The sequence below is a fragment of the Exiguobacterium sp. Leaf187 genome (assembly GCF_001423925.1).
GTDB classification, from domain to species: domain Bacteria; phylum Bacillota; class Bacilli; order Exiguobacteriales; family Exiguobacteriaceae; genus Exiguobacterium_A; species Exiguobacterium_A indicum.
Genome location: NZ_LMPR01000008.1, coordinates 126,182 through 151,702, shown reverse-complemented (window position 1 = coordinate 151,702; position 25,521 = coordinate 126,182). Strand labels below are relative to the sequence as shown.

Here is a 25,521-nt window from a genome sequence, read left to right as displayed (position 1 = left end):
CTAAGAAGGGGATATTCACATGAAAACAGAACAATTACTCGAACAAGCTAAACGTGCACGCGAAAAAGCGTATGTTCCATATTCGAAATTCCAAGTCGGTGCTGCTCTACTAACAAAAGACGGACAAGTCTTCCACGGCTGCAATATTGAAAACGCTGCATATGGTCTTTGTAACTGTGCAGAACGGACAGCAATCTTCTCTGCGTGGGCACAGGATGCGCGCGAGTATGCAGCGATGGCTGTCGTTGCGGACACGGAAGGACCGGTCGCACCGTGCGGACAATGCCGCCAAGTGTTATCAGAGATGTGTGACGCGGATATGCCAATCTATTTGACGAACCTTAAAGGGGATGTCACAGAAACAACAGTGGGTGCCCTCTTACCAGGAGCATTCACGAAAGGGGATTTACATGTTTAAAGAAGGATTCAAATCGGGCTTTGTCTCGATCATCGGACGCCCGAACGTCGGAAAATCGACATTCCTCAACCGTGTCATCGGACAAAAGATTGCCATCATGTCTGATAAGCCACAAACGACGCGAAACAAGATCCAAGGTGTCTATACGACAGAAGACGTTCAGACGATTTTCATCGATACACCAGGGATTCACAAACCAAAACATAAACTCGGCGACTTCATGATGAAGGTCGCGACGAACGCATTGCGTGAAGTTGATGCGATTTTATTCATGGTCAACGTGACGGAACCAAAAGGAAAAGGTGACGATTTCATCATTGAAAAATTGAAGGAACTCGATACACCCATCATCCTCGTCATGAATAAGGTCGATTTGATTCATCCGAATGATATTCCGCCAATCATCGAGTCATATAAAAATGAGCTTGAGTTTGCGGCAGTCGTTCCGATCTCTGCGCTTCAAGGTAACAACGTCGGACCGTTACTTGAAGAAATCGCGAAGATCTTACCGGAAGGACCGATGTATTATCCGGCGGATCAAGTCACTGACCACCCGGAGCGTTTCATCATCTCAGAGATGATCCGCGAGAAAGTCTTGCAAAAGACACGCGATGAAGTACCACACTCGATCGCGGTCGCGATTGATCAAATCAAGACGCGTGAGAATGGAAACATGGTCGATGTCCATGCGACGATCTTGATCGAGCGTGATTCCCAAAAAGGAATCATCATCGGTAAACGCGGAGCACTTCTAAAAGAAATTGGCTCCGAAGCACGAACGGACATCGAGATGTTACTCGGAACAAAAGTTTACCTGAACTTGTGGGTCAAAGTCCAAAAGGATTGGCGCAATAAGGCCGGTCAATTGCGTGAACTTGGCTTCCGCGATGACGAGTATTAAGCGATGATCGATAAGGCGGAAGGGCTTGTACTACGAACGGTCGTATACGGTGAATCGAATAAGATCGTCACGCTACTGACACGTGAATACGGCAAGCTCGCCGTCATGGCGCGAGGAGCGAAGAAGCCGGGCAGCCGCTTTAACGCGGCAAGCCAGCCTTTCGTTCGAGCCGTCTATATCTATCCACGGTCTCGTGGTCTCGGTCAGTTAAAATCGGCAGACGTCATCACGAGTCATGCGCATATCCGGCAAGATGTCGTCTTGATGGCATATGCGATGTATCTACTGGAGCTTGCAGATAAAGCGCTTGATGAACGAGTGCCGCAACCAGCGCTGTATGATTTGTTCGTCGAAGGACTGGAGGCGATGGATGAAGGACTCGATCCCGACGTCGTCTCCTTCATCATTGAGTTGCGCCTGTTGCGTCATCTAGGGATTGCGCCACACTTGAACGGCTGTACGATTTGCGGGAGTGCTGAAGCACCGTTTGCTTTTTCGTTACACCACGGCGGTCTACTCTGTCGCCGGCACCGTCATGAGGATGAACATGCCGTCTTTATGTCAGAGGCAGTCGCGAAGATGCTCTACGTGTTTTCCGTCTATGATTTTTCGCGAATCGGGACCGTGACGGTGAAGCCGGAAACGAAGCGTCTACTACGTCAAATCATGGATGCTTATATGGAACGTTACAGCGGGTTACGCCTACGTTCAAAACGTGTCCTCGACCAGTTGATTGATTTCGGCAACGATTGACAGCAACAAGCGGGTTCGGTAGAATAAATGCGGTAGAAGCAACTAAATGAACACGATGACGAAAAGGAGTACCGTCTTTTTCTCAATCAAGCGATTCCAGGTTGGTGCGAGCTGGGAGTGAGAGGGGCGCGAATGGCGTTTCGGAGTGTTCTTTGTCAAAAAGAGTGGCATGCGATGCATGCAAGTAGGGTGGAACCGCGGGCTTGTCTCGTCCCTATGTGCAACGATTGTTGTACATAGGGGCGTTTTTTGCGTTCCTTAATCATTTCGGAGGTGAAAGTCGTGAAGATGACAGTACAAGACATGATCTTGACATTACAAAAATTTTGGGCAGAACAAGGCTGCTTGACGATGCAAGCATACGACGTAGAAAAAGGAGCCGGTACGATGAATCCGATGACGTTCTTACGGAGTCTCGGACCAGAACCATGGAACGTTTGTTATACAGAACCATCACGCCGTCCGGCTGACGGTCGTTACGGGGAAAACCCGAACCGTCTGTATCAACACCATCAATTCCAAGTCATCATGAAACCATCACCTGACAACATTCAGGAATTGTACTTACAAAGTCTCGAGTTGCTCGGTATCAACCCACTCGAACATGATATCCGTTTCGTAGAGGATAACTGGGAGAACCCGACATTCGGTGCTGCAGGTCTCGGCTGGGAAGTATGGCTGAACGGAATGGAAATCACGCAATTCACGTATTTCCAACAAGTCGGTGGAATCGAGTGTAATCCGATCGCAGTCGAGATCACTTATGGAATCGAGCGTCTTGCGTCGTACATTCAAGACGTTGAGAGTGTCTTTGATCTCGTTTGGACGGATGGCTTCAAATACGGTGATATCTTCTATCAACCGGAGTTCGAACATTCGAAGTATACGTTTGAAACGTCAGATGTCGCCTTACTCTTCACGTTGTTCGATCAATATGAAAAAGAAGCGAATCGCGCCTTGGACGAGAACCTCGTTTTCCCAGCGTATGATTACATCTTAAAATGTTCACATACCTTTAACCTTCTCGACGCGAAGGGGGCGATTTCCGTCACGGAACGTACAGGATTCATCCATCGTGTCCGGAACATGTCGCGCCGTTGTGCGCAAAGTTTCATCGAAGAACGGGAACGTCTTGGCTTCCCATTGATCAAGTCGAAAGCAGGTGAGTCACATGCATGAATTATTATTTGAAATCGGTTTAGAAGAGATGCCGGCTCGATTCGTCCTTCAATCCGAAACACAACTCAAGGAACGCGTGACGCGTTTCCTTGAAGAAGCTCGGATTGAGTTCACAAGCGTCGAATCCTTCTCGACACCACGTCGTCTTGCAGTGTATGTCAAAGGTCTCGCAGCACGTCAAAGTGACCTCGAAGAGACATTAAAAGGACCAGCAAAACGTATCGCGATGGACGAAGCAGGGAACTGGACGAAAGCAGCCGAAGGGTTTGCGCGTGGTAAAGGGTTAACGACGGACGATCTCTTCCTTGGAGAAGAAAAAGGAGTCGAGTATCTCTATGCGACACGTAAGGAAGTCGGACAAGCGACAGCCGATCTACTTCCTGGACTAAAACAAGTCGTCGAAGCGATGACATTCCCGAAAAACATGCGTTGGAGCACACAATCGTTACGTTACATGCGTCCAATTCGTTGGTTGATTGCCCTGCTTGACGATCAAGTCATCCCGTTTGAAGTCGCATCCGTCGAAACGGGTCGGACATCACGTGGACATCGTTTCCTCGGGCAGGACATCACGATCCTGCGTCCGAACGCTTATGTTGAAGCGCTCGCAGGAGAAAACGTCATCGTCAGTTACGAAGCACGTCGTCAATTGATCGAAGAACAAATTGCAGCGCTTGCGACACGCGAACAATTCGAAGTGCCGATCGATGCGTCTTTACTTGAAGAAGTCACGAACCTCGTCGAGTATCCGACAGCCTTGTTCGGTGCATTCGATGAAGCGTATCTTGAGTTACCAGAAGAAGTCTTGATCACGACGATGAAAGAACACCAACGTTACTTCCCGGTCAAACGTGACGGTGCGTTGCTCCACTATTTCGTCACGGTACGAAACGGAAACGCAACACATCTTGAAAACGTCGCACGCGGAAACGAAAAAGTCATCCGTGCCCGTTTAGCCGATGCGCAGTTCTTCTATGAAGAAGATAAAAAAGCAGATATCGATGAACAGGCGAAACGTCTTGATAAAATCGTCTTCCATGAAAAATTAGGAACGACAGGCGAAAAAGTCCGTCGCGTCCGTCAGATGGCACTCGCACTTGCAGATCGTGTCGGTGCAGACAAAACACGTGTTGAACGTGCAGGACAAATCTATAAATTCGATCTCGTCAGTCAAATGGTCTATGAATTCACAGAATTGCAAGGTCTGATGGGTGAGCGGTATGCGAACATGAAGAATGAGGATCCGGAAGTCGCGGCTGCGATTCGTGAACATTACATGCCACGCTTCGCGGGGGATGCAAGTCCGGAAACACCGACAGGAACACTCTATGCGATTCTCGATAAGATGGACAGCGTCGCTGGATTCTTTGGTGTCGGTATGATTCCAAGTGGATCAGCGGATCCGTACGCATTGCGTCGTCAAGCACAAGGGATTGTTCAGATTTTATCAGATCGCAAGTTGAATCTGACATTGACTGAATTGATTGCCTTCGTCGTTTCAGAACAGGTGGCAGCAGGTCTTTTCGCGAAGGATGCCGAAGAAGTCCAATCTGCATTACAAGACTTCTTTGCACAACGCTTGAAATACCGTCTATCGGAAATGAACTTCCGTCATGATGTCGTCGAAGCCGCTCTTGATCATACGTTGACAGTCGAAGCGAATGAGCAACGTGCTGCAATGCTTGAAAGTGCGACGAAAAAAGAATCGTTCAAGAAAACGGTCGAACAACTCAGCCGTGTCTTAAACATCTCGAAAAAAGCAGAAGACGTCACAACTGTTAATCCAGCGCTCTTTGAAAATGATGCGGAACGCGCGTTGCATGAGGCGATTGAGAAGACCTTACCAGAGGTTGATCAAGCAATCGCGTCACTTGATTATGAACGAGCGCTTGAGGCACTTGATGCAACCGTTCCGTCGATTACAGCCTACTTCGACGGTACGATGATCATGACGGACGACGAAACAGTCCGTACGAACCGTCTTAGCGAAATGAAACGATTTGCGCAAGCCATCGAATCAGTCGCCCGGTTCAATGCACTTACTTTAGCGTAAAGAAAAAGGACGGATGAGCCGATGAAGTTAAATGAACGGCAAAAAAAGATACTCCAAATCGTCAAAGAGAATGGTCCGATCACGGGAGAGCAGATTGCTTCTGCACTCTCCCTGACACGGGCGACATTACGACCCGATTTGTCGATTTTAACGATGACCGGCATGCTAGAAGCGCGTCCACGTGTCGGCTATATGTACGTTGGAAAGAAAAATGCGTCCATGCTTCATGAGAAACTCGACACCTTGACCGTCGGCGAATTCATGTCGTCGGCAAAGGTCATTCATGAAGGGATGACCGTATACGATGCGATCGTTCACTTATTCCTTGAAGATGTGGGTTCGCTGTTCGTCGTCAGTAAGGACCATGCGTTAGTCGGTGTGTTGTCACGTAAGGATTTTCTACGTGCGGCAATCGGTAATCAAGAATTAGATACGTTACCGGTCAACATCATCATGACACGGATGCCGAATTTGACGGTCTGTGAAAAATCGGAAACGTTGATTGGTGCCGGCATGAAACTGATCGAAAAGCAGATTGATTCAATGCCAGTCGTCGAAGAGGAGAACGGCGTCTTGAAAGTCGTGGGTCGAATGACGAAGACGAACATGACGAAAGTGTTGGTCGCTTTAGCACGTGATGAAGAAATTTAAGGAGGGTTCCTGATGCGTCAACGGATTTATGTCGTGAGTGACTCTGTCGGAGAGACGTGTGAACTCGTCGTCCGCGCAGCTGCAATCCAATTCCCGGAACAAGCCATCGAAACGGTCCGCATTCCGTTCGTCGATGATGATCAAGTTATTTATGACTTGGTTCTTCATGCGAAAGAAGAACAAGCGACAATCGCTTTCACGATCGTTCATGCGACCCATCGTCGTCTGCTTGCAGACACAGCTCGCGCCCACGGTGTTAAAGCGATTGATCTACTTGGTCCATTGCTTGACACGATGGAAGATCGCTTGCAGATGCAACCGAAGGAAGAGCCAGGGTTAATCTATCGCCTAGATGAGGAGTATTTCCGAAAAATCGAAGCGGTTGAATTTGCTGTCAAGTATGACGATGGACGTGATCCAAAAGGTATCAAACGTGCGGATATCGTCTTGATCGGGGTGTCGCGTACATCAAAGACACCACTTTCGCAGTATCTGGCTTTGAAGCGATATAAAGTAGCGAACGTACCACTCGTACCTGAATCGATCCCGCCAGCGGAGCTATTCGATATTCCAAAAGAAAAATGTTTTGGACTACTCATCTCACCGGAAAAGTTGATCGACATCCGAATGGAACGCCTGCGTTCATTAGGACTCAAACCAGAAGCAGCATACGCGCAGATGGACCGAATCAACCGGGAACTCGAATACGCACGGAATTTATACGAACGAATCGGTTGCCAAGTCATCGACGTGACGAATAAAGCAGTCGAGGAAACGGCAAACCTGATTTTGACCGGAATTTCCGGGAAAGCGCATGACTAGTCAAGCAGTCAGGAACATAGTATACTTGTTTAGCTGATAAATGAGATAATGCCCTTTTTCTAATGAAACGGAACGAGTCATCGTTCCGTTTCATTGCGGGTATGGTCATGTAAGGATAAGTTCTCAAGGAAAGGGGAGAGGACGGAATGAAGCGAATTCCTGATGAAATCGTCGATCAGGTCCGCCAAGCAACGGACATCGTCGAATTGATTTCAGAACGTGTAGAATTAAAAAAACAAGGGAATCGATATTCAGGGCTTTGCCCGTTTCATTCTGAGAAATCACCTTCCTTTTCTGTTTCTCCTGATAAAGGGATGTACTACTGTTTTGGATGTGGTGCAGGTGGAAACGCAATCACTTTCGTCATGGAAACAGAAGGAATGAGTTTCAAGGAAGCCGTCTCTAAATTAGCTGATCGAAGCGATGTCACACTTCCGGAACTGGAGCCGGATCGATTCGAACAATCGGAATCGACACCCGAACAGGAAAAGAAGTTCCGGATGCGCGAGGCACATCGGATCGTCACCGAGTTGTATCATGAGGTGTTGATTCAAACGGAAGCAGGCGACGCGGGACGAATCTATTTAGAGAATCGTGGTATCCGTGAAGGTGCGATGCGTGAGTTCCGACTCGGGTATGCACCGGATCAAGATCGTTTTACAGTGGATTCCTTGGCACGACGTGGGTTTGATTTAGATGAGATGGTCGAAGCGGGATTGATTTCAATCGGACGCGATGGCGATTATCGAGATCGATTCAACGGTCGAGTCGTATTTCCTATCTCCGATCGTGATGGCACGATCGTCGGATTTAGTGGACGTTCGATTGATGGTCGTGATCCGAAGTATGTCAATACAGCGGAAACACCTTTGTTCAATAAAAGTGAACTGTTATTCGGATTCGCTCAAGCACGAGGAGCGATGCGCAAAATCAAACAAGTCGTCCTCGTTGAAGGGAATCTTGATGTTGTGCGTGTCGCTCAAGCGGGTATACCTTATACGGTAGCCTCTTTAGGAACAGCCTTAACACCGGTTCATGCCCAAAACCTAGCACGTATCGTCGATGAAGTCATTATTTGTTATGACGGAGACAAGGCAGGACGCGCTGCGACGTTAAAAGCCCTACAGTTGCTTGAAGCCGTTGCCGTCGACTGTTCCGTCATCCGTTTACCGGATGGCGAAGACCCGGATTCCTTCATTGGGAATCAGGGCGAAGAGACGTTTTTACACTGGATTGAACAAGAACGGGTTTCAAGTCTTGAATTCAAATCTTTTTATTTTCGACAAGGAAAAAACTTGCGATTAGAAGGAGAACGCGTTCGATATATTGAAACTATGCTTGAAGAGATTGGTCGAACATCCAATCCGTTGTTACGGGACATTTATTTAGGAAAACTTTCTGAGGAATTTAAACTCTCGAAAGACTCCTTGATCGCACAAGTGCGTCCAACCGTCCAACAACCGAAGAGAGAACAAATCGTTTCCGATCGCCCAGCTGCTCTACCGACAGCACCTCCTGACCGAACGTTCGCGAACTGGAAAAAGGCAGAACGCTTCTTGCTTGCCTACATGATCCGTTCAGAAGAAGTATGTCTTGAAGTGCGAGAGCAACTAGGTGTCCAATTCAATGATCCGGCACACCAATTGATTGCCGGCAAGCTATATGAATTTTACGGAGCAGGTACGCAAGGAAGTCCTGATCGTTTTTTGACGATGTTGCACGACGCCTCTTTGCAACGAATCGTAGCGGATTTAGAGTTCATGCTAATGCCTGAATATGATCCTGATTTACTCAGTCACTACATTCGTGCCGTCCAAAATGAACAGCAACGTCGGTTGTTAGAAGAAGAAAAGTCACGATTGAATCAACAAACAGATATCCGTGCTCAAGCGGAGCTGATGCAGGCGATCATAGAACGGAAGCGTCGTTTAAAAGATCGATGACCTGCTGCATGATGTGGAAGGAGTGTATGGTTCGATGGCAGAAAAAGCAAGATCAGAAGCTGAATTACTCCGTCTCGCGAAAGAGGAACTCATCGCGCTCGGACATAAAAATGGTGAATTGTCACACCAAAAGATCGAAGACAAACTAAGTTCGTTCGAATCAATGGATGCTCAGCAATTCGAGGAATTCCTTCAATTACTTGAAACAGAAGGTATCAAGGTCAACAATGACGGTACAGGGGACGAAAAAGAAGAGGCGGATCTAAACGATTTGTCTGTTCCTCCTGGTGTCAAGATCAATGACCCTGTCCGGATGTATTTAAAAGAAATTGGTCGCGTTGATTTGTTAAATGCAGAAGATGAAGTCGAACTTGCTAAACGAATCGAACAAAACGATGAAGAAGCAAAAAAACGATTGGCGGAAGCGAACTTACGTCTCGTCGTTTCGATTGCGAAGCGTTATGTCGGACGCGGTATGTTGTTCCTTGATTTGATTCAAGAAGGCAACATGGGTCTGATCAAAGCGGTCGAGAAATTCGACTATACGAAGGGATATAAATTCTCGACGTATGCAACATGGTGGATTCGTCAGGCAATCACACGTGCGATTGCTGACCAAGCACGGACAATCCGAATTCCAGTTCACATGGTTGAAACAATCAATAAATTGATTCGTGTCCAGCGTCAACTCTTGCAAGATCTCGGACGTGAACCATCACCGGAAGAGATTTCAAAAGAGATGGAAATCACGCCAGAAAAAGTCCGTGAAATCCTGAAGATTGCGCAAGAGCCGGTTTCTCTTGAAACTCCAATCGGGGAAGAGGACGATTCACATCTCGGAGATTTCATCGAGGACCAAGATGCGACGGCACCACAAGATGCTGCAGCATACGAACTCTTGAAAGAACAACTCGAAGATGTGTTAGATACACTGACGGATCGTGAAGAAAACGTCCTCCGTCTTCGTTTTGGTCTTGACGATGGTCGGACACGGACACTTGAAGAAGTCGGGAAAGTATTTGGCGTTACACGTGAACGAATTCGTCAAATCGAAGCAAAAGCACTTCGGAAATTACGTCATCCGAGTCGTTCGAAACGCCTGAAAGATTTCCTCGATTAATTCAAAGTGTGAAGAATATATGAAATTTTAGTGGGAAGGAAGAAAAAAGTTTCGTTTTTTTCTTCCTTCCCTGTTTTTTTTACAGTAGAATAGTAACGGGGAATACCATTCAGTCACCAACTTGGTTGGGTATAGAATATGGGGGGAATCCAAATGCGTAATCCATTAGTACCGTTCGCGGCGATCGCAGTCATCGCCATCATCGCTATGATTTCATTGTCTTACTTTGGGGTCGATCAGGTGAAGGAAGCTCGCAAAGGGCCGTCAACTGCAGAAATGAAGCCAGAAGACTTGTTTGCATCTAAAGGATGTACAGGATGTCACGGTGGAAACTTAGAAGGCGGAACAGGTCCGAACTTAACAAAGATCGGCGCGAAGCTGAAAGAAGATGAAATTAAGAACATCGCAATGAACGGTAAAGGGCAAATGCCTGGCGGTCTTGCGAATGACGAAGAAGCAGCTGTTCTAGCCAAATGGTTAGCTGCTAAGAAATAAGAACAAGGGCATCTATCTCGTTACGAGATGGATGTTTTTTTGTGGTGTATGGTATCTTTTTTAGCGTAAATCCGCTATTTTTAAAAGAGAGTTTTTCGGAAAATAGGAAGGATGAAGATGATGCAAATGAACGTCGTATTGGATCAACGACTCCAAAAAGTCGTGTCGTATATTCCACAAGGAGCGATCCTCGCAGATATTGGATCAGATCATGCATTCGTACCATGTTTTTGTATCCAGCAACAGAAAATCGAACGCGCGATCGCGGGAGAGGTAAACGAAGGACCGATGGAAGCGGCAAAAGGACAAGTGGCGCTTGTCGGGCTCGAGTCACAAATCGATGTCCGCCTTGGAAGTGGACTATCGGTTTTAAAGCCGGGCGAAGCAACAGCGATTACGATTGCAGGAATGGGCGGAACACTGATTGCCTCAATCCTTGAAGAGGGCAAAGATCGGCTGTCGGGGGAGGAACGTTTGATCCTTCAACCAAATGTTGATGCAGTTGATGTTCGGAAGTGGTTGCTGACGAATTCATATGCGTTATTGTCTGAAGCCATCGTCGAGGAGAACGGAAAGATCTATGAAATTCTCGTTGCAGAACGTGGAGATGAAACACTTTACTCAGAGGACGAAACAACACGTCAGTGGGAATTGTTCTTTGGACCACAGTTAATGCGGGAACGTGCACCAGAATTCATTGAAAAATGGCAGATTGAAAAACAAAAGCGAGAGTATATCCTAGCTCAGATGAAACAAGGACAAGCAACGGAGGTTTTATCTGAAAAAATCGAAGCCATCGAACGATTGATTCAAAAGATGGAAGAGGTGACGAACTAATGGCGAATGGGAACCATGTCATTGAGCAGTTTGAAGCATTTGCTCCGAAAAAATTTGCACTCGAAGGTGATCCGATTGGTCTACAAATCGGAACATTGAACAAGGACGTCAAACGTGTGCTCGTGACACTTGATGTCTTGGAGTCTGTCGTCGATGAAGCGATTGAAAAGAAGGTCGATCTCATCATCGCGCATCATCCACCGATTTTTAGTAAATTAGCAAATGTGACGGATCGTTCTGCAACAGGACGGATCGTCACAAAATGTATCAAACACGATATTGCGGTGTATGCTGCACATACGAACCTTGACGTAACACCAGGCGGGGTCAATGACTGGATGGCAGATGCGCTTGGTCTTGAGTCTTGTGAAGTACTAGCACCGACGTTTGAAAACACGCAATATAAACTAAGTGTCTATGTACCGACCGAGGCTGTAGAGCGCGTTTCAACAGCCCTTGCACAAGCGGGAGCAGGAAAAGAAGGAGACTACAGTGATTGTCAATTCCACGTCGATGGAACAGGTCAATTCCGACCGTTGACGGAAGCTACCCCGTATATCGGTGAAGCAGGGCGACTCGAACGCGTTTCAGAAGTCCGAATCGAAACAATCGTTACGGAACTGAATCAGAAACAAGTCATTCGAGCGATGAAACAGGCTCATCCATATGAGGAAGTCGCCTATGATCTCATTCGCCAAGAACGCCCGGCAACATCACTTGGTCTTGGACGGATTGGTCGGTTACCGGAAGCAATGACGTTACGAGAATTTGCAGAACATGTTCGAGATGCGTTTGGTGTACAAAACTTACGCTTCGTCGGAGACGAAGCGCGCCATATCCAAAAAGTAGCGGTCCTTGGTGGTGACGGCAATAAGTACGTCTCGACTGCAGCATTTGCAGGAGCAGATGTCCTTGTGACAGGAGATCTCTATTTCCATGTAGCGCATGATGCGATGGCACTTGGACTAGCAGTCGTCGATCCGGGACATCATGTGGAGTCGGTCATGAAAGAAGGCGTCGTCAACGAATTAAGCAAACGATTCAAAGAGAAGAAGATAGATGTGGAACTCATCGTCTCGACAGCCAATACGAATCCCTTTCATTTTTTGTGATATGTAAAGTAAAAAATGAGATAAAACACCGGACGGCGATGATTCGCTGTCCGGTGTTTGTTATTACTTCTATCATATTCAGGTTAAAGGATTTTTACTTTTGGTAAAATCCGTCGTAGTTCAAGGAATGGTGTCTTGTCATGTGTACTGATGTCTGATGGATCATATTGCTGTAAGAAATCAATGACCTTTTTCGTGATTGGTGTTGGTGTTGATGCACCTGATGTGACACCAACTTGCTGTACACCTTTAAGCCATGATAGATCGAGTTCTGTTAAATCACCAATCCGATGCGCTGGAGTTCCTGCGATATCGAATGATACTTGTGCCAATCGGTTCGAGTTGTTAGAACGTGGATCACCGACGACGATGACAAGGTCACAATCTCCTGCTTGATCAGCCACCGCTTCTTGCCGGACTTGTGTTGCGTTACAGATTTCATTGTGTACTTCTACATGCGGATACTTTTTACGCACGTGTTCCATCAAAGCTTGGACATCCCATTGGCTCATCGTCGTCTGATTCGTGACGATGATTTTTTTATGAGCGAGCTGAGGCGGGAGTTCATCGATATCTTCGACTTTTTCTATGAGGTGCACATGCTCTGGTGCTACACCGACTGCACCTTCAGGTTCCGGGTGTCCATGTTTGCCGACGTAGATGACTTCATAATCATCCGCGACGACTTGTCGAATCAAATCGTGTGTACGCGTCACGTCAGGACATGTTGCATCGACGACGTGCAGATTTTTTTCGGCGGCGCGTGCATAAACAGCAGGCGAAATACCATGCGCTGTAAAAATGACAGTTCCTTCTTGAATCGTCTCAAGTGCTTCGAGGCGATCGGGACCATCGACTGTGATGACACCCATACTTTCGAATTCACGTGTGACATGAGCATTGTGAACGATCATACCAAGAATATGAATCGGGCGTGGCAAGTCTTTATTCAATGCCGCTTGTTGTGCAAGTTTCATTGCATCGACGACACCGTAACAATAGCCGCGGGGGCTGATTTTTTTTACTAGCATAGTTGTAGATTCTCCCTTTGTGAAAAAGAATGATTAATTAGAGTGTACCATTGTTTAGACGGGAATGAAAATAGAGGAGTCTGTTTCAGAAACAGAACATGGTATACTAATGAAGTTGCAATTATTTAATAAGGGGGCGAAAGGGTGGAGTCTAAGAAAATGATGCGGTCGTATTTTTTTCAAATCACCGCCATCTTATTCATCCTGTTATGTCTTGTCATTTCAGCGCTTGCCTTTACTGCGGATCGAGTCACGATTTCACGAGTCGAACAGCAAACGGAAAAGCAGAGTGAGAAAAGTGTCGAAGTTTCTGGAAACGCGATTCGTGATAACATTGGGAATTTACATGAGGAAATCATGAGTTTGCAGTTAAACGTCAAAAATCCTGATAAGCTAAGTCGAAAAATTGAAGAATCAAATCTTCTTGATATTGATACTGGATTTAAAAGTCTTTTTTATTTTGACAGAAAGACGAAACAGATTACTTGGTTCTCAAGTGAAGATCGTCGCGTACCAGATAGTACGATAGTAAAGGATGATGATTTTCTACAAACTCTGACAAGTACGGATTTTCATATGAGTAAGCTGTACTCAATGGAATCAGATGCCGTCACATATATGTTCGTGCCAGTTCGAGATGGTAACGAACGTGTAGGTGTGTTTGGTGGTGGACTAAGTGCGATGAATTCAATCATTTTCCGGAAATCATTAGAATCTTTTGATGATCAAACGATTGCCTATTTATTTAATAGTAAAAAAGAATTGCTAGCAACGTCGAGTAATCTTGTGACAGACGAAGAACGACTATTGTCGAGAAGTGTGATCGATCGTGCATTTCAATCCGTCGAACCATCTGAAATCTTTAGTACGAATCAAGATATGTATTACTTTGCAAAAGATTTAAAGGTGACGGATTGGAAAATTCTCGTTCGAACGCCGCGAAACGTTTTTTATGAACCTGTCTACACGACACGGCAGCAGTATTTGATCATCGCCGCTTTGACGCTCGTCCTTAGTCTGATTGTTGGCTATTTAATGTCACGACAATTGACATCTCCTTTACTTGAGCTTGTTCATAAAATTGAGAAAAGTAGTTCCCCGAAACCGATCGTCCTTGAACGTGCCGGATCAAACGAAGTGAAGACATTGGTCGCTGCTTATAATGAATACTCACAGCGAATGGAACATGCGCGACTTGAGCAGTTAAGTCAACAGCAAACCATGTTGCAGCAAGAGAAGCTAGCGTCACTTGGTCAATTAGCGGCGGGCATTGCTCATGAGATACGTAATCCATTAACACCAGTCAAAATGACCTTACAGTTATTAGCCGCAGAAAAGGATCGAGATACAGAGATGTTGATGTTAGCTTTATCTGAGCTTGATCGAGCGAACGGCATGATTCAGACGATGCTTGATTTATCCAAAGGCGAGAACAATGCGCTTCAAAAAACGACGATTGATATGAATGATTTAATGAAGAAGCTGACATATATCTTAGAAGCGGAAGCTCATCTTTACGAAGCGGATTGTAAAATTTATACACCTTCCTTTATGCCAAAGATTCATGCATCAGAAGAGGGGATTTTGCAGATTTTAGCAAACTGTGTTCGAAATGCCCTTCAAGCTGTCGCGTTTAAAGGGCCAGATGGGATTTGTCATTTGCATGTGCATATCTATCCGGAAGAGGTTGTCTTCATCATCCAAGATAATGGTGTCGGAATGGACGGTGATCAGATTGATCATGTTGGTCAAGCATTCAAGACGTCAAAAGTGGATGGAAATGGTCTTGGACTGTTCATGTCAAAACAAATCGTACGCGATCACAAAGGGAAGATGATTTTTGACAGTAAACCTGGAGTTGGCACAACGATTCAAGTTCACTTACCTCGAAAGGAGCAAACGGAATGAAATTCAATAAAGCGTGGCTATTCGTCTTAGTCATTTGGATATCATCCGTTCTTCTTATATCCAATATGTTCGTGAATACGGATTCGAATCCGCGTCGTCATCTCATCGGTTTTACGATCGTCAATGATAAACATGAATTTGCGCAGCGGCTCGTTGATGCGTTCAAGACACAAGCGAAACTGAATAAATATGAAGCAGTCGTCGCGACGTCGCATAATTCACGCATTAATGAAAGAGAGCAGATTGAAGAATTCATTCGAATGAAAGTGGATGCAATTTTCGTTACCACACTCGACGATGTTTACATCGCTGAATCTTTAGAAAAAGCTGCCAAAGAAGATATCCCTGTTTTTGCGATCGATCGATTGATTCGCTCCGATGCAGTCGTCAGTTCGATTACCTCAAATAATCAATTGATTGGTGAACAACTTGCATCATTCATCAAACACGAACGCATCAAGCAGACGGGACGAGCCACCGCTAATATCATTGAAGTCGCAGGTACGGCAAACGTCAACACGACGAATGAACGACACCGGGGATTTTTGACTGGTCTTGAGCGGGAGTCGGATCTGAAAATCGTCGAATCCGTGAATGGAGATTACGACCCCGTCACTTCAGAACAGGTCATGACACAGGTGATTAAGTCGGGAATTCCGTTTGATGCAGTCTATTGTCACAATGATGATATCGCGCTAGGTGTCCTCGAAGCATTGAAAAAAGCAGGGATCAAAGGAAAAATAATTGTCGGCATAGACGGGAATCGTGCTATATTAGAAGCTGTTGACATGAAATCGATGGATGCGACGGTCGTCCAGAGTGCTGATGAGATGATGAAAGTCGCCTTCAGTGCATTGAAGCTTCATACGAAAAACAAAAAGATTCCAACTCGTTTTTATACGTACTCCTATCTGTATGACGGTAGTAGACCCATAACCATGTTGAACTAATCGAGAGGCAGAAGCCTCAGCAAATAAGGAAAGGACGGTGTCAATTCATGAATGGATTCAGCCATTATCAATTACACCCGTTCGTCATCGAAGCACTCGATGACGCCCGCATCACAAAACCGACCGACATTCAGTCGCGGATCATCCCAGCTGCAGTAAAGGGACGCGATATCATCGGTCAATCACAAACAGGAACAGGAAAAACGTTATCGTTCCTTCTTCCAATCGTTCAAAACGTCGATCCAAAGCTTCAAGAATTACAAGCCATCATCGTTGCTCCAACGCGCGAACTTGCATGGCAAATTCATGAAGAACTGAAATCGTTACTCGTGAAGGAACCAGACTTCATCAAGACGAGTCTTATTACAGGTGGAATGGATCGCGAACGTCAAATCGGTCGTGTGAAAGTCTCGCCCCAAATCGTCATCGGAACACCAGGACGTATTTTAGACCTATTCAAAGAACAGGCTTTAAAACCGCATTTCGTGAAGCACTATGTCATCGATGAAGCGGATCAAATGCTCGACATGGGCTTCTTGCCAGAAGTTGACCGGATTGCGCAAGCTCTTCCAGAACAGCTTCAGATGATGGTCTTCTCAGCAACGATTCCTGAGAAATTGCAACCGTTCTTGAAAAAATATATGAATAACCCGCGTTATGCGCATGTGGATCCAAAACAACAGACAGCGAAGAAAATCGTTCACCATACGATTCCGGTCAAACATCGTGAGCGCTCACAATTGACGTTGAAAGTCGCGAAAGCGTTAAACCCTTATATCTGTTTAATTTTTACGAATACAAAAGCAGAAGCAATCGAAGTCGAAGCTTTGTTCCTAGAAGCAGGACTGAACGTTGGTTCTCTTCACGGAGATCTTCCAGCACGTCGCCGTAAGCAAGCCATCAAAGAAATCAACGATGCGAAGTATCAATATGTCATCGTGACGGATCTTGCTGCACGCGGAATTGATATTTCAGGTGTCTCGCACGTCATTAACCACGGCATTCCAAAAGATTTAGACTTCTACGTCCACCGTGTCGGTCGGACAGGTCGTGTCGATCAAGATGGATTGGCATATACACTGTTTGAAGATCACGAGAACGGCATGATCAATCGTTTAGAGGACCGTGGCATTCAATTCACAAACGTTGATGTCAAAGGAACTCAAATCGTCGAAGTCAAAGAACGTCGCCGTGCGAAGCCGCACATGAAGACTGCCGTCTCGAAGACAGCACATAGCCGTCTTTCGGGTGAAGCAGCAAAAGCGAAAAAACGTGTTAAACCAGGTTATAAGAAGAAACATCAATACAAGCTGAAAGAAACAGCAAAACGTGAACGCATCAAAGAACAACGTGGTGTCGGTCGCGCGCAACGTAAAGAAAACGCACGCAAATCAAAATAATTCCATTGATGACACCCGTGAAATGAAAAAACATTTTTCGGGTGTCTTGTCGTTTTCAAGATTTGGTACACTGTAAAAAGAGAAAGGTGGAAAAGAACATGAAAATAGGTTCACACGTCTCCGTTTCGGGGAAAAAAATGCTATTAGGTGCAAGTGAGGAAGCGGCATCTTACGGTGCAACGACGATGATGGTCTATACAGGAGCACCTCAAAATACACGCCGTAAGCCGATGGAAGAGTTACGGATTCAAGAAGCATTGCAACATATGAGCGCTAATGGAATAGAGGAAATCGTCGTGCATGCGCCGTATATCATCAACTTAGGGAATACGACGAAACCCGAGACATTCGAACTCGCCGTTTCGTTTTTAGCAGCAGAAATCAAACGAGCAGAAGCGCTTGAAAAGGCGCAACACATCGTACTACATCCTGGTGCGCATGTCGGTGCTGGGGAAGAAGTCGGAATCAAACGGATCGTCGAGGGACTCAATGAAGTACTGACAGGTGACGAACAGGTCAAGATCGCGCTTGAGACAATGGCTGGAAAAGGATCGGAAATCGGAAAAACCTTTGAGGAACTTGCTCAAATCATCGAAGGCGTCACGCACCATGATCGTCTGTCCGTCTGTCTCGATACATGTCACGTGCATGATGCAGGATACGATATCGTGCACGACTTAGATGGTGTTCTTGAACAATTCGACCGGATCGTTGGACTGGATCGTCTTGGTGTCATCCATGTGAATGACTCAAAGAATATCCGTGGTGCTCGAAAGGACCGTCATGAAAATATTGGTTTTGGTGAGATTGGATTTGATGCCTTACATCGTGTCGTGCATCATCCTGCTCTGGCACATTTACCGAAAATCTTAGAGACGCCATACATTGGTCTCGATCCAAAGAAAAAAGTGGCACCGTATAAACAAGAAATCGATATGTTACGTTCGGGTGCGTTTGATGCAGACTGGCGTCTACCGATTCTAGGAGCACCAGTCGAATAACTCATAAAGGGGTGTCTGTGATGTGTCATATACTCGTCGTTGATGAGACTAGTTTTGCGATACGACAAGCTGTTGTCCACTACTATGAAACAAAGGAACCGTTTTATTTGCCGGCAGAACTGGCAGAGGGAGAAGAGGTGTTTCTTGCGACGACTGACGGTATCATGGCGTATGCTGAAGCCTTGTTCACCGAGTATACGACACGTCCAGAAGATCCATTTTGGTTGACGAATGCTGACGACTCAGAAGGGTCATATGTGTGCCTTGATCTCATCAGTGTGGATTTACGTCATCCCTTACTTGGACGACCACTCGATCAACTTGGTCTTAAAACTGGACCGGTCGAAGGAGTGTTTCGCACGCGTCTGCTTGATTCATGGCAGTATGGGTATTTCGAAACGGATGTACTGACACTCGAACAATCTAAACAACGTCGAATCGAGCGCTTCAAGGAGCGAAATCATCTGGAACAAGTCGCGCGTCAATGTATGCATTGTGAGGAGTCTAGGCAGTCGTTACTGGAATGGCATTTGACACCAGAAGGATATCAGACGGTTTGCCCGACCTGTCACCGATGGTTACATCAACAGATGCTTCATGCGGTGGATACGGCAGCAGCAACGGAAGAGAGTGAGTAAAATCTTTTCCTATTCAAGCAGAGCTCCCACGATCGACATTTAATCATTAAAACCTTAAAAAGAATCAAAAAAACAGTTCTCTTTTCTGCGCTGGCAGCAAAGAGAACTGTTTTTGTTTGGATTAGAAAAAGCGTTCTACTAAAAATAGATAGATTTTCATCCCAAGGAAGACACCGAAGATTCCGACGACGGCTGGAAAAACAGGTGGAGCAGGAATCGGCAGTTTCAGTGCGGTGAACACAACGCCGCAGATGACGCCGGCGAGAAGAGATAATAAGATTTGCTGAAGCATACATTTCGTCCTTTCTGCTGTAAATCAGCATGTGAAGTAGAGTACGTGGTAAAACATGACCAACATCATGTAGCATTTTGATCAAGAATGACTTTGTCCTCTTTCTTTTCAATCGTGATCCACTTGTGTGTCAATGGAGCTGTAAAACTAGGTTTTTGTTTTAGTTTGCTGCTCGTATAGTCTTGAATCAGCAGCTGGGATTCACAGCTCTGTTTTCCATCCTTCACGTAATGATAAGATCCATCGGCTGCCTGCTCACGCGACTTTACATTATCAGCAAGGGCGAGGGCGAGACAATCCTTTAAATACTCCTTATGTTCTTCGTCCATGATCGGGAACAAGATTTCAATCCGTTTTCGCATGTTGCGTGTCATCCAGTCCGCGCTTGACCCATACATCAAATCCTGTCCATTGTGGTGGAAGTAGAAGATGCGTGAATGCTCCAAGTAACGGTCGACGATCGAGATGACGCGAATATTCTCCGAAACATCTGGAATGCCAGGACGCAGACAACAGACGCCCCGAACGATAAGTTCGACTTGGACACCGGCGCGCGATGCCTTGTAGAGCCGTAAAATGATGTCTTTTTCCGTTAAACTATTCATCTTAGCAACGATTCGACCATTTCCGTGTTTTTTATGATGATGAATCTCTTCATCGATTAATGACAGGAACTTCTCAAGCATCGCGTTCGGTGAAGTTTGGATAACGTTCCATTCCGGCTGTTCCCCGTACCCGGATAACCAATTGAAGAAGTTCGTCGCATCTTCGGCGATCTCTTCCCGAGCGGTTAATAATCCGACGTCCGTGTATAGTTTCGCCGTCGAATCATTATAGTTGCCGGTACCAAGGTGGACAAAACGCTGAATTTTGCCTTCGTGGAGTCGGACGACGAGCGTGATCTTCGAGTGTGTCTTTAAATCACTATATCCGTAGATGACATGGGCGCCGACCTTTTCTAGTTGCTTTGCCCATTCGATGTTTTTCGCCTCGTCGAATCGAGCCTTGAGTTCAACGAGGACGGTGACCTGTTTCCCGTTTTCGGCAGCCGTTTTTAAGGCCTTGATGATCGGTGAATCACCAGATACGCGATAAAGTGTTTGTTTGATGGCAAGGACGTTCGGATCATTTGCCGCTTGGACGATGAACCGGACGATAGGATCAAACGTATGATACGGATGATGCAAGAGATAATCGCGTTCGAGTAATTGATTGAACAGATTTTTTGAACTATCGAGTGCTGGTGGGTCGACTGGCATGATCGTCTGATAAATCAAATGATCATATTCAATACCGATTTGACTGTAAAAGGCAAAGGAGAACGTTAAATCAATCGGACCATCCACGGCAAAGATGTCGCGTTCCTGTAAATCAAGCACATCGCGCAACATGTTGAGCAGTTCGGTATTGATGGCAGCTTTTTGAACTTCGAGTCGAATCGCGACTCCCCAACGCCGCTTTTTTAATTCTTTCTCAATCAGCTTTAATAAGTCATGCGTACCTTCCTCGTGAAACGGAAGGTCGGCATTACGCGTAATTCGAAACGGCATCGCAGACAACACACGATAGCCTTTGAATAGACTATCGATGAAGGCGATGATGACGTCTTCGAGTAAGATGACAGCGGTCGTCTCATCATCTTCTACCGGTAAATCGACGAATCGTGGCAAGACAGCAGGTACTTGTACGAGCGCCAAATTCCGTTTTGTCCCGTCTTCTGCCTCGAGTACCGTCGCGATGTTGAGTGACTTTGACGAGAGCATCGGGAATGGACGATAGGCATCGACGGCGACAGGCGTGAGTACCGGAAAGACTTGTTCACGGAAAAAGGATTTTACATAGGTCGTCTGATCCGAAGTCAGGGCATCATATTTTAAGAATGTAATGCCTTCATCGGATAACGTCTGATTGATTGATTGAAATGCTTCGTATTGCCGATCGACTAACTCCTTTGTTTTCGCTGCGATCGCACGTAACTGCTGTTTGGGTGTCATTTGTTGTTTATTTTCCGGTTTATTGAATCCGGCGAGTACTTCATCCTTTAAACCACCGACCCGTACCATATAGAACTCGTCTAGATTGGAACTAAAGATACCGAGAAACTTAAAACGTTCCATTAACGGATTGCGTGTGTCAAACGCTTCATCCAGTACACGTTTGTTGAATTGGAGCCAGCTAAGCTCACGATTATTGAAATGTTCCGGTATGTCGAGCTTCATGAAGGAAGATCTCCTTTCGTTTCGAAGGTAATCGTACAATCAATGATTCGTTCCAGGTGTTTCTTTTGTTTTTCCGCTTTTTCGACTTCGAATCCATAATCATGATCCCCTGTATCGAGGACGAATTGGAGTTGATCTTTTTGAAGGAATAGCTCCAAATGATCGACAGCTTTTCGCTCCGTCACGTCGAGCGCATGACTTAATTTGAGGAGAGAACCAAGTAGATCGAAGCGATCCAGCGATTTTTCCGTAAACCAGTCCTTGAAAGGTTTCGCAAGCTGGTTCATCCGTTTGGCAGAAGAATAGGAGCTGACAAGCGAGAGAGCAACGCGATCCTTGTGCGTCATGCCATTCAATTCGGTATTCGTCAACAGGTAGAACGTCTGGTCCGATCGTGTATCTGGATTAATGTATTGTCCACAATAAAATAAGCGACTTGCTGAATCGAGCAGTCGTAGATCAGACGCGCGTTCTGAAATCAAGTCGAGCGTGACGAGCTGCCGGTACATCGATTTGGCGAGAGTTCCAATATATGACGCACGATCTCGATTGACCTTATAGTCGCTTTCGAGCTGATAGAGACTTTGCTCACGTACGTTTTCAATCCGACGGTATGCTTCGTCCTGCACATCGAACTCGTAAACAAGACCTTCGCGAAGACCGAGATTACTCATGACGAATTCTTCCGCTTCGATGTGATGAGCTAACTCTTGAATCGCAATCAATGCCGGCAGGAAGATATCAATTCGATCCTTTGAGAGTCCTTCGATTTTCGATAGTTGTTTCGCCGACTTGCCTTCGAGATCGTCCACCATCTTCGCGAGTTCCTTCGCTTTGATTTGATATTGGTGAACACTTCGTAGGGGATAGTCCTGATTCGACTGATGGATCCGAACGAAATTTCGGGCAGAACCACCGACACCGATTAAAGGAAGCTTTTTATCACTCAGCCATGGAATCGATTCGAATTGCTCCCGTAGGAATTTCACCAATTTTTTCTTATCGCTGGCACTTAGTGTCTCGTCCGAAACGAATTGCCGTGTCAAAGTGACGGCACCAAATGGAAAGCTGTGATACGCCACCATTTCGCGATTTTCAATCAAGGTGACTTCCATGGAACCACCACCGATATCGACAGAAAAGCCATCAGTCAGGAAGGTCGAATTGATGATGGCAAAATAGCCATAGTATGCTTCTTGTTCATCTGTCAGAACCTGAATGGAAAAAGGCGTGTTTTCTGTAACGGATTCAACGATGGCATCTCGGTTCGTTGCATTACGGATGGCTGCTGTCGCGACACAGATCGTTTCTTCGACTTCATGGGTGACACCAACTTCATAAAAACGATGTAACGTTTCTTCGAGTAAGGAGATGCCTTCATCATCGAGTGCTCCATCCTCGTTGATGTGAGCAGATAACCGGGCGACGACTTTAATATTAATCTTCTCGATATAGCGACCAGAAGCGATCGGATGGAAGATGACATAACGAATCGAGTTGGAACCGATATCGATGACTGCAAGTTCTTGTTTCAAATGACTCCGACTCCTCTCTGCGATGCGTGCACTAAAAGAATTCCCTCTCTGAACAAGCCGGAAACAGCTAGCTTCTTTCTTTATTGTACCTTGAATGTTTTCTAAGGAGGATAGGAAGTTGCTAGAGTTGCACCAATAATTGGCGGGCGCTATAATAAGACAGTTGATTAAGGCGTAATTATTCCGTTTTACGAAAACGGAAGGAGTGAAAATACATGGAAACACCAATCATCGAGATTGATCAAGTCAGCTATGATTACCCGGATCGTCGGGTGTTGAATCAAGTCTCGTTTCAGGTCGAGCAAGGGCAATTTTTAGCCATCGTCGGTGAAAATGGATCCGGAAAATCGACGCTGATCAAATGTATATTAGGGTTATTGCAACCGAAAGGAACGATTCGTTTATTTGGACAATCCCAATCACAATTCAATGAATGGTGGCGGATCAGCTATGTTTCGCAAAAAGCGGCAGCGTTCAACTCCGGTTTTCCGGTGACTGTCGCAGAAGTCGTTGAGATGGGACTGTACGCTAAAAAAGGACTCTTTCGTCGCTTGTCTCGCGACGATCGAGACAAAGTACGAACGGCCCTCGAAACGGTCGGCATGTGGGAGCGACGCGATTCAAAAGTCGGCGACCTATCCGGTGGTCAACAACAACGTGTTTTCATCGCACGTGCGCTCGTCAACGATCCTGATTTAATGATCTTGGATGAACCAACCGTTGGTGTCGATCAGCGATACGTGAAAGAATTTTATGAGATCTTAGAAGAACTTCGTCGAGATAAGCGCCGGACATTCGTTCTTGTCACGCATGATATTCATTTCGTCAGTAAACTTGTCACGGATGTGATTCATCTGGTCGATGGACGTTTAGGATGTAACTGTGGCATCAAGGAATACTGGGAACTAGATGAACAGACGATTCGCTCCCTCTATCCGGTTCCGGGACGTGTCCTCGTTCATGAAGGGAAGAGTGTCCAATGATTGAAGCGTTCATGACGTTAAAGTTTTTACAGTACGCTTTGGTGGCTGCCATTCTGATCGGATTCACGGCACCATTGATCGGTTCGTTCGTCGTCGTCCGGCGGATGAGCTTAATCGCAGATGCACTATCACACGTCACGCTAGCTGGGATTGCGCTCAGTCTATTGATTTCTGGAATGGTCGCACAATTAGCGGACTTGAATCCACTGTATTTAGGAATCGTGACGTCGGTCATCGCGGCACTGACGATCGATTGGTTGCGTGCGAAGTACAAGCACTTCCAAGAACTCGCAATCCCGATCATCATGGCGACGGGAATGGGGCTTGGGGCAACATTCATCAGTCTCGCGAACGGCTTTTCAATGGATCTCGTCTCCTTCTTATTTGGAACGGTCTCGGCTGTCGCCTTGACGGATGTGTACACGATTCTTATCGTGACGATCGTCGTCGTCATCTTCGTCTTTGCTTTTTACAAGGAATTGTTGTTCCTCTCCTTTGACGAGGAGCAGGCGCGCGTTTCCGGGATTCGCCTTCGCTTAGTGCATATTCTCTTTATGATCGTCGTTGCGCTTGTCATTGCGATCAGTATGCGAATCGTTGGGATTTTGCTTGTCTCAAGCTTAATCACGTTACCGGTTGCGGCAGCACTTCGAATTGCGAAGAGTTTTAAGATGACAATCTTTTTAGCAATCATCTTCGGCGAAATCGCTACAGTACTTGGACTCATCCTGGCTTATCAGTTCGATTTGGCACCCGGCGGAATGATCGTCTTGATTGCGGTACTTGAGCTGATCATCGTGATGCTGTTGGAACGTTTTTGGATAGGAGGGAAAACACATGAAGACGAACATCGAACAAGCGCGTGAACGCATGAAGGCTTCTGGGTTTAAAATGACACCGAAGCGTCTCGATTTGCTATCGTATCTGTTTGAAGTGAATCGTTATGTCAGTGCGCGGGAAGTAGCAGAAGCTCTTCGAACGTCTCATCCTTCGTTAAGTTATGATACAATCTATCGAAACTTGAATGACTTTTCGGAAATCGACTTATTAGAAGTGACGGAATTAGACGGTGAGATGAAATACCGAGCAGCTTGTGCTTCAGGACACCATCATCATCATTTGATATGCCGAATCTGCGGGAAGACGGAAACATTGAATGTCTGTCCGATGGAATGGGTTTCTCCGGTCCAAGAGACTGGCTTTGAAGTTGAGGATCATAAGTTCGAAATTTATGGACGCTGTGCGAATTGTCAACGCATGACATCTTAAATGAAAGAGGA

The 25,521-nt window shown here is 46.0% G+C and carries 24 protein-coding genes; 20 read left to right on the top strand and 4 right to left on the bottom strand.

Annotated elements, in window-relative coordinates; all coding sequences use genetic code 11:
- Window positions 1–19: 19 nt before the first annotated feature.
- The 12 genes from ASF99_RS03145 to ASF99_RS03090 all read left to right on the top strand — a co-directional run bounded on the left by ASF99_RS03145 (window position 20) and on the right by ASF99_RS03090 (window position 12,284).
- The gene (locus tag ASF99_RS03145) at window positions 20–418 is read left to right on the top strand and encodes a cytidine deaminase (RefSeq protein ID WP_023467498.1); all 399 of its coding nucleotides are present in this window, start codon (window positions 20–22) and stop codon (window positions 416–418) included.
- A complete protein-coding gene (gene era / locus ASF99_RS03140; protein ID WP_023467500.1) occupies window positions 411–1,319 on the top strand; it encodes a GTPase Era in 909 nt (302 codons plus the stop codon). Before ASF99_RS03145 ends, era begins: the two co-directional genes overlap by 8 nt.
- 3 nt (window positions 1,320–1,322) lie before the next feature.
- Window positions 1,323–2,072 carry a DNA repair protein RecO gene (gene recO, locus ASF99_RS03135; protein ID WP_023467502.1) on the top strand — a complete coding sequence of 250 codons (750 nt, stop codon included), beginning with the start codon at window positions 1,323–1,325 and terminating at the stop codon, window positions 2,070–2,072.
- A gap of 288 nt (window positions 2,073–2,360) precedes the next feature.
- Window positions 2,361–3,251: a glycine--tRNA ligase subunit alpha gene (gene glyQ, locus ASF99_RS03130; protein ID WP_029341034.1), complete on the top strand. Its 891-nt coding sequence runs from the start codon at window positions 2,361–2,363 to the stop codon at window positions 3,249–3,251.
- A complete protein-coding gene (glyS, locus tag ASF99_RS03125) occupies window positions 3,244–5,304 on the top strand; it encodes a glycine--tRNA ligase subunit beta (RefSeq protein WP_055966920.1) in 2,061 nt (686 codons plus the stop codon). The genes glyQ and glyS overlap by 8 nt, the downstream gene beginning before the upstream one ends.
- A 21-nt stretch (window positions 5,305–5,325) precedes the next feature.
- Window positions 5,326–5,955, top strand: a complete 630-nt coding sequence (locus ASF99_RS03120; protein WP_023467507.1) for a helix-turn-helix transcriptional regulator — start codon at window positions 5,326–5,328, stop codon at window positions 5,953–5,955.
- Between the two features lie 12 nt (window positions 5,956–5,967).
- Window positions 5,968–6,777 (top strand): pyruvate, water dikinase regulatory protein, encoded by an 810-nt coding sequence (locus ASF99_RS03115; RefSeq protein WP_047396410.1) that lies wholly within the window; start codon window positions 5,968–5,970, stop codon window positions 6,775–6,777.
- A gap of 146 nt (window positions 6,778–6,923) precedes the next feature.
- Window positions 6,924–8,720 carry a DNA primase gene (dnaG, locus tag ASF99_RS03110; RefSeq protein WP_023467510.1) on the top strand — a complete coding sequence of 599 codons (1,797 nt, stop codon included), beginning with the start codon at window positions 6,924–6,926 and terminating at the stop codon, window positions 8,718–8,720.
- A gap of 34 nt (window positions 8,721–8,754) precedes the next feature.
- Window positions 8,755–9,840 carry an RNA polymerase sigma factor RpoD gene (gene rpoD, locus ASF99_RS03105; RefSeq protein ID WP_023467512.1) on the top strand — a complete coding sequence of 362 codons (1,086 nt, stop codon included), beginning with the start codon at window positions 8,755–8,757 and terminating at the stop codon, window positions 9,838–9,840.
- 153 nt (window positions 9,841–9,993) lie between these two features.
- Entirely contained in the window at window positions 9,994–10,335 is a 342-nt protein-coding gene (gene cccA, locus ASF99_RS03100) for a cytochrome c550 (RefSeq protein WP_023467513.1), read from the top strand.
- 117 nt (window positions 10,336–10,452) lie between these two features.
- A complete protein-coding gene (locus ASF99_RS03095; RefSeq protein ID WP_326937793.1) occupies window positions 10,453–11,172 on the top strand; it encodes a tRNA (adenine(22)-N(1))-methyltransferase in 720 nt (239 codons plus the stop codon).
- Window positions 11,172–12,284 carry a Nif3-like dinuclear metal center hexameric protein gene (locus tag ASF99_RS03090; RefSeq protein WP_055966916.1) on the top strand — a complete coding sequence of 371 codons (1,113 nt, stop codon included), beginning with the start codon at window positions 11,172–11,174 and terminating at the stop codon, window positions 12,282–12,284. Before ASF99_RS03095 ends, ASF99_RS03090 begins: the two co-directional genes overlap by 1 nt.
- A gap of 83 nt (window positions 12,285–12,367) precedes the next feature.
- Here ASF99_RS03090 and ASF99_RS03085 read toward each other — a convergent pair whose 3' ends face one another.
- A complete protein-coding gene (locus ASF99_RS03085) occupies window positions 12,368–13,315 on the bottom strand; it encodes a 4-hydroxy-3-methylbut-2-enyl diphosphate reductase (RefSeq protein ID WP_023467517.1) in 948 nt (315 codons plus the stop codon).
- A 144-nt stretch (window positions 13,316–13,459) separates the two neighbouring features.
- Between ASF99_RS03085 and ASF99_RS03080 the strand changes: the two genes are divergently transcribed.
- From ASF99_RS03080 to ASF99_RS03060, 5 genes are all read left to right on the top strand, one after another.
- Window positions 13,460–15,223 (top strand): sensor histidine kinase, encoded by a 1,764-nt coding sequence (locus ASF99_RS03080; RefSeq protein WP_055966913.1) that lies wholly within the window; start codon window positions 13,460–13,462, stop codon window positions 15,221–15,223.
- Window positions 15,220–16,173 carry a sugar ABC transporter substrate-binding protein gene (locus ASF99_RS03075; RefSeq protein ID WP_055966910.1) on the top strand — a complete coding sequence of 318 codons (954 nt, stop codon included), beginning with the start codon at window positions 15,220–15,222 and terminating at the stop codon, window positions 16,171–16,173. The genes ASF99_RS03080 and ASF99_RS03075 overlap by 4 nt, the downstream gene beginning before the upstream one ends.
- Before the next feature lie 47 nt (window positions 16,174–16,220).
- Window positions 16,221–17,573: a DEAD/DEAH box helicase gene (locus ASF99_RS03070; RefSeq protein ID WP_023467520.1), complete on the top strand. Its 1,353-nt coding sequence runs from the start codon at window positions 16,221–16,223 to the stop codon at window positions 17,571–17,573.
- A 98-nt stretch (window positions 17,574–17,671) separates the two neighbouring features.
- Window positions 17,672–18,574, top strand: coding sequence for a deoxyribonuclease IV (locus ASF99_RS03065; RefSeq protein ID WP_050678376.1), 903 nt, complete (start codon window positions 17,672–17,674; stop codon window positions 18,572–18,574).
- Between the two features lie 20 nt (window positions 18,575–18,594).
- The gene (locus ASF99_RS03060; RefSeq protein WP_055966907.1) at window positions 18,595–19,212 is read left to right on the top strand and encodes a hypothetical protein; all 618 of its coding nucleotides are present in this window, start codon (window positions 18,595–18,597) and stop codon (window positions 19,210–19,212) included.
- Between the two features lie 121 nt (window positions 19,213–19,333).
- Here the strand turns inward: ASF99_RS03060 and ASF99_RS03055 are convergent, their stop codons facing one another.
- The 3 genes from ASF99_RS03055 to ASF99_RS03045 form a co-directional block, all read right to left on the bottom strand.
- A complete protein-coding gene (locus ASF99_RS03055; protein WP_023467523.1) occupies window positions 19,334–19,504 on the bottom strand; it encodes a XapX domain-containing protein in 171 nt (56 codons plus the stop codon).
- A 65-nt stretch (window positions 19,505–19,569) separates the two neighbouring features.
- Window positions 19,570–21,723, bottom strand: coding sequence for an RNA degradosome polyphosphate kinase (locus tag ASF99_RS03050; RefSeq protein ID WP_055966906.1), 2,154 nt, complete (start codon window positions 21,721–21,723; stop codon window positions 19,570–19,572).
- Window positions 21,720–23,258 carry a Ppx/GppA family phosphatase gene (locus tag ASF99_RS03045; protein WP_055966903.1) on the bottom strand — a complete coding sequence of 513 codons (1,539 nt, stop codon included), beginning with the start codon at window positions 23,256–23,258 and terminating at the stop codon, window positions 21,720–21,722. The genes ASF99_RS03050 and ASF99_RS03045 overlap by 4 nt, the downstream gene beginning before the upstream one ends.
- Window positions 23,259–23,473: 215 nt before the next feature.
- Here ASF99_RS03045 and ASF99_RS03040 point away from each other — a divergent pair, with 215 nt between their 5' ends.
- The 3 genes from ASF99_RS03040 to ASF99_RS03030 are packed head-to-tail and all read left to right on the top strand — an operon-like array spanning window position 23,474 to window position 25,510.
- Window positions 23,474–24,241: a metal ABC transporter ATP-binding protein gene (locus ASF99_RS03040; protein WP_023467526.1), complete on the top strand. Its 768-nt coding sequence runs from the start codon at window positions 23,474–23,476 to the stop codon at window positions 24,239–24,241.
- On the top strand, window positions 24,238–25,107 hold the full coding sequence (locus tag ASF99_RS03035; RefSeq protein WP_023467527.1) for a metal ABC transporter permease: 870 nt from the start codon (window positions 24,238–24,240) through the stop codon (window positions 25,105–25,107). The genes ASF99_RS03040 and ASF99_RS03035 overlap by 4 nt, the downstream gene beginning before the upstream one ends.
- Window positions 25,079–25,510 carry a Fur family transcriptional regulator gene (locus ASF99_RS03030; RefSeq protein ID WP_023467528.1) on the top strand — a complete coding sequence of 144 codons (432 nt, stop codon included), beginning with the start codon at window positions 25,079–25,081 and terminating at the stop codon, window positions 25,508–25,510. Before ASF99_RS03035 ends, ASF99_RS03030 begins: the two co-directional genes overlap by 29 nt.
- Window positions 25,511–25,521 lie beyond the last annotated feature (11 nt).

Excerpts from the sequence above, each read along its gene's own strand:
- ASF99_RS03145 (WP_023467498.1), top strand. The coding sequence starts at position 20 with ATGAAAACAGAACAATTACTCGAACAAGCTAAACGTGCACGCGAAAAA.
- era (WP_023467500.1), top strand. The coding sequence starts at position 411 with ATGTTTAAAGAAGGATTCAAATCGGGCTTTGTCTCGATCATCGGACGC.
- recO (WP_023467502.1), top strand. The coding sequence starts at position 1,323 with ATGATCGATAAGGCGGAAGGGCTTGTACTACGAACGGTCGTATACGGT.
- glyQ (WP_029341034.1), top strand. The coding sequence starts at position 2,361 with ATGACAGTACAAGACATGATCTTGACATTACAAAAATTTTGGGCAGAA.
- glyS (WP_055966920.1), top strand. The coding sequence starts at position 3,244 with ATGCATGAATTATTATTTGAAATCGGTTTAGAAGAGATGCCGGCTCGA.
- ASF99_RS03120 (WP_023467507.1), top strand. The coding sequence starts at position 5,326 with ATGAAGTTAAATGAACGGCAAAAAAAGATACTCCAAATCGTCAAAGAG.
- ASF99_RS03115 (WP_047396410.1), top strand. The coding sequence starts at position 5,968 with ATGCGTCAACGGATTTATGTCGTGAGTGACTCTGTCGGAGAGACGTGT.
- dnaG (WP_023467510.1), top strand. The coding sequence starts at position 6,924 with ATGAAGCGAATTCCTGATGAAATCGTCGATCAGGTCCGCCAAGCAACG.
- rpoD (WP_023467512.1), top strand. The coding sequence starts at position 8,755 with ATGGCAGAAAAAGCAAGATCAGAAGCTGAATTACTCCGTCTCGCGAAA.
- cccA (WP_023467513.1), top strand. The coding sequence starts at position 9,994 with ATGCGTAATCCATTAGTACCGTTCGCGGCGATCGCAGTCATCGCCATC.
- ASF99_RS03095 (WP_326937793.1), top strand. The coding sequence starts at position 10,453 with ATGATGCAAATGAACGTCGTATTGGATCAACGACTCCAAAAAGTCGTG.
- ASF99_RS03090 (WP_055966916.1), top strand. The coding sequence starts at position 11,172 with ATGGCGAATGGGAACCATGTCATTGAGCAGTTTGAAGCATTTGCTCCG.
- ASF99_RS03085 (WP_023467517.1), bottom strand. The coding sequence starts at position 13,315 with ATGCTAGTAAAAAAAATCAGCCCCCGCGGCTATTGTTACGGTGTCGTC.
- ASF99_RS03075 (WP_055966910.1), top strand. The coding sequence starts at position 15,220 with ATGAAATTCAATAAAGCGTGGCTATTCGTCTTAGTCATTTGGATATCA.
- ASF99_RS03070 (WP_023467520.1), top strand. The coding sequence starts at position 16,221 with ATGAATGGATTCAGCCATTATCAATTACACCCGTTCGTCATCGAAGCA.
- ASF99_RS03065 (WP_050678376.1), top strand. The coding sequence starts at position 17,672 with ATGAAAATAGGTTCACACGTCTCCGTTTCGGGGAAAAAAATGCTATTA.
- ASF99_RS03060 (WP_055966907.1), top strand. The coding sequence starts at position 18,595 with ATGTGTCATATACTCGTCGTTGATGAGACTAGTTTTGCGATACGACAA.
- ASF99_RS03055 (WP_023467523.1), bottom strand. The coding sequence starts at position 19,504 with ATGCTTCAGCAAATCTTATTATCTCTTCTCGCCGGCGTCATCTGCGGC.
- ASF99_RS03050 (WP_055966906.1), bottom strand. The coding sequence starts at position 21,723 with ATGAAGCTCGACATACCGGAACATTTCAATAATCGTGAGCTTAGCTGG.
- ASF99_RS03040 (WP_023467526.1), top strand. The coding sequence starts at position 23,474 with ATGGAAACACCAATCATCGAGATTGATCAAGTCAGCTATGATTACCCG.
- ASF99_RS03035 (WP_023467527.1), top strand. The coding sequence starts at position 24,238 with ATGATTGAAGCGTTCATGACGTTAAAGTTTTTACAGTACGCTTTGGTG.
- ASF99_RS03030 (WP_023467528.1), top strand. The coding sequence starts at position 25,079 with ATGAAGACGAACATCGAACAAGCGCGTGAACGCATGAAGGCTTCTGGG.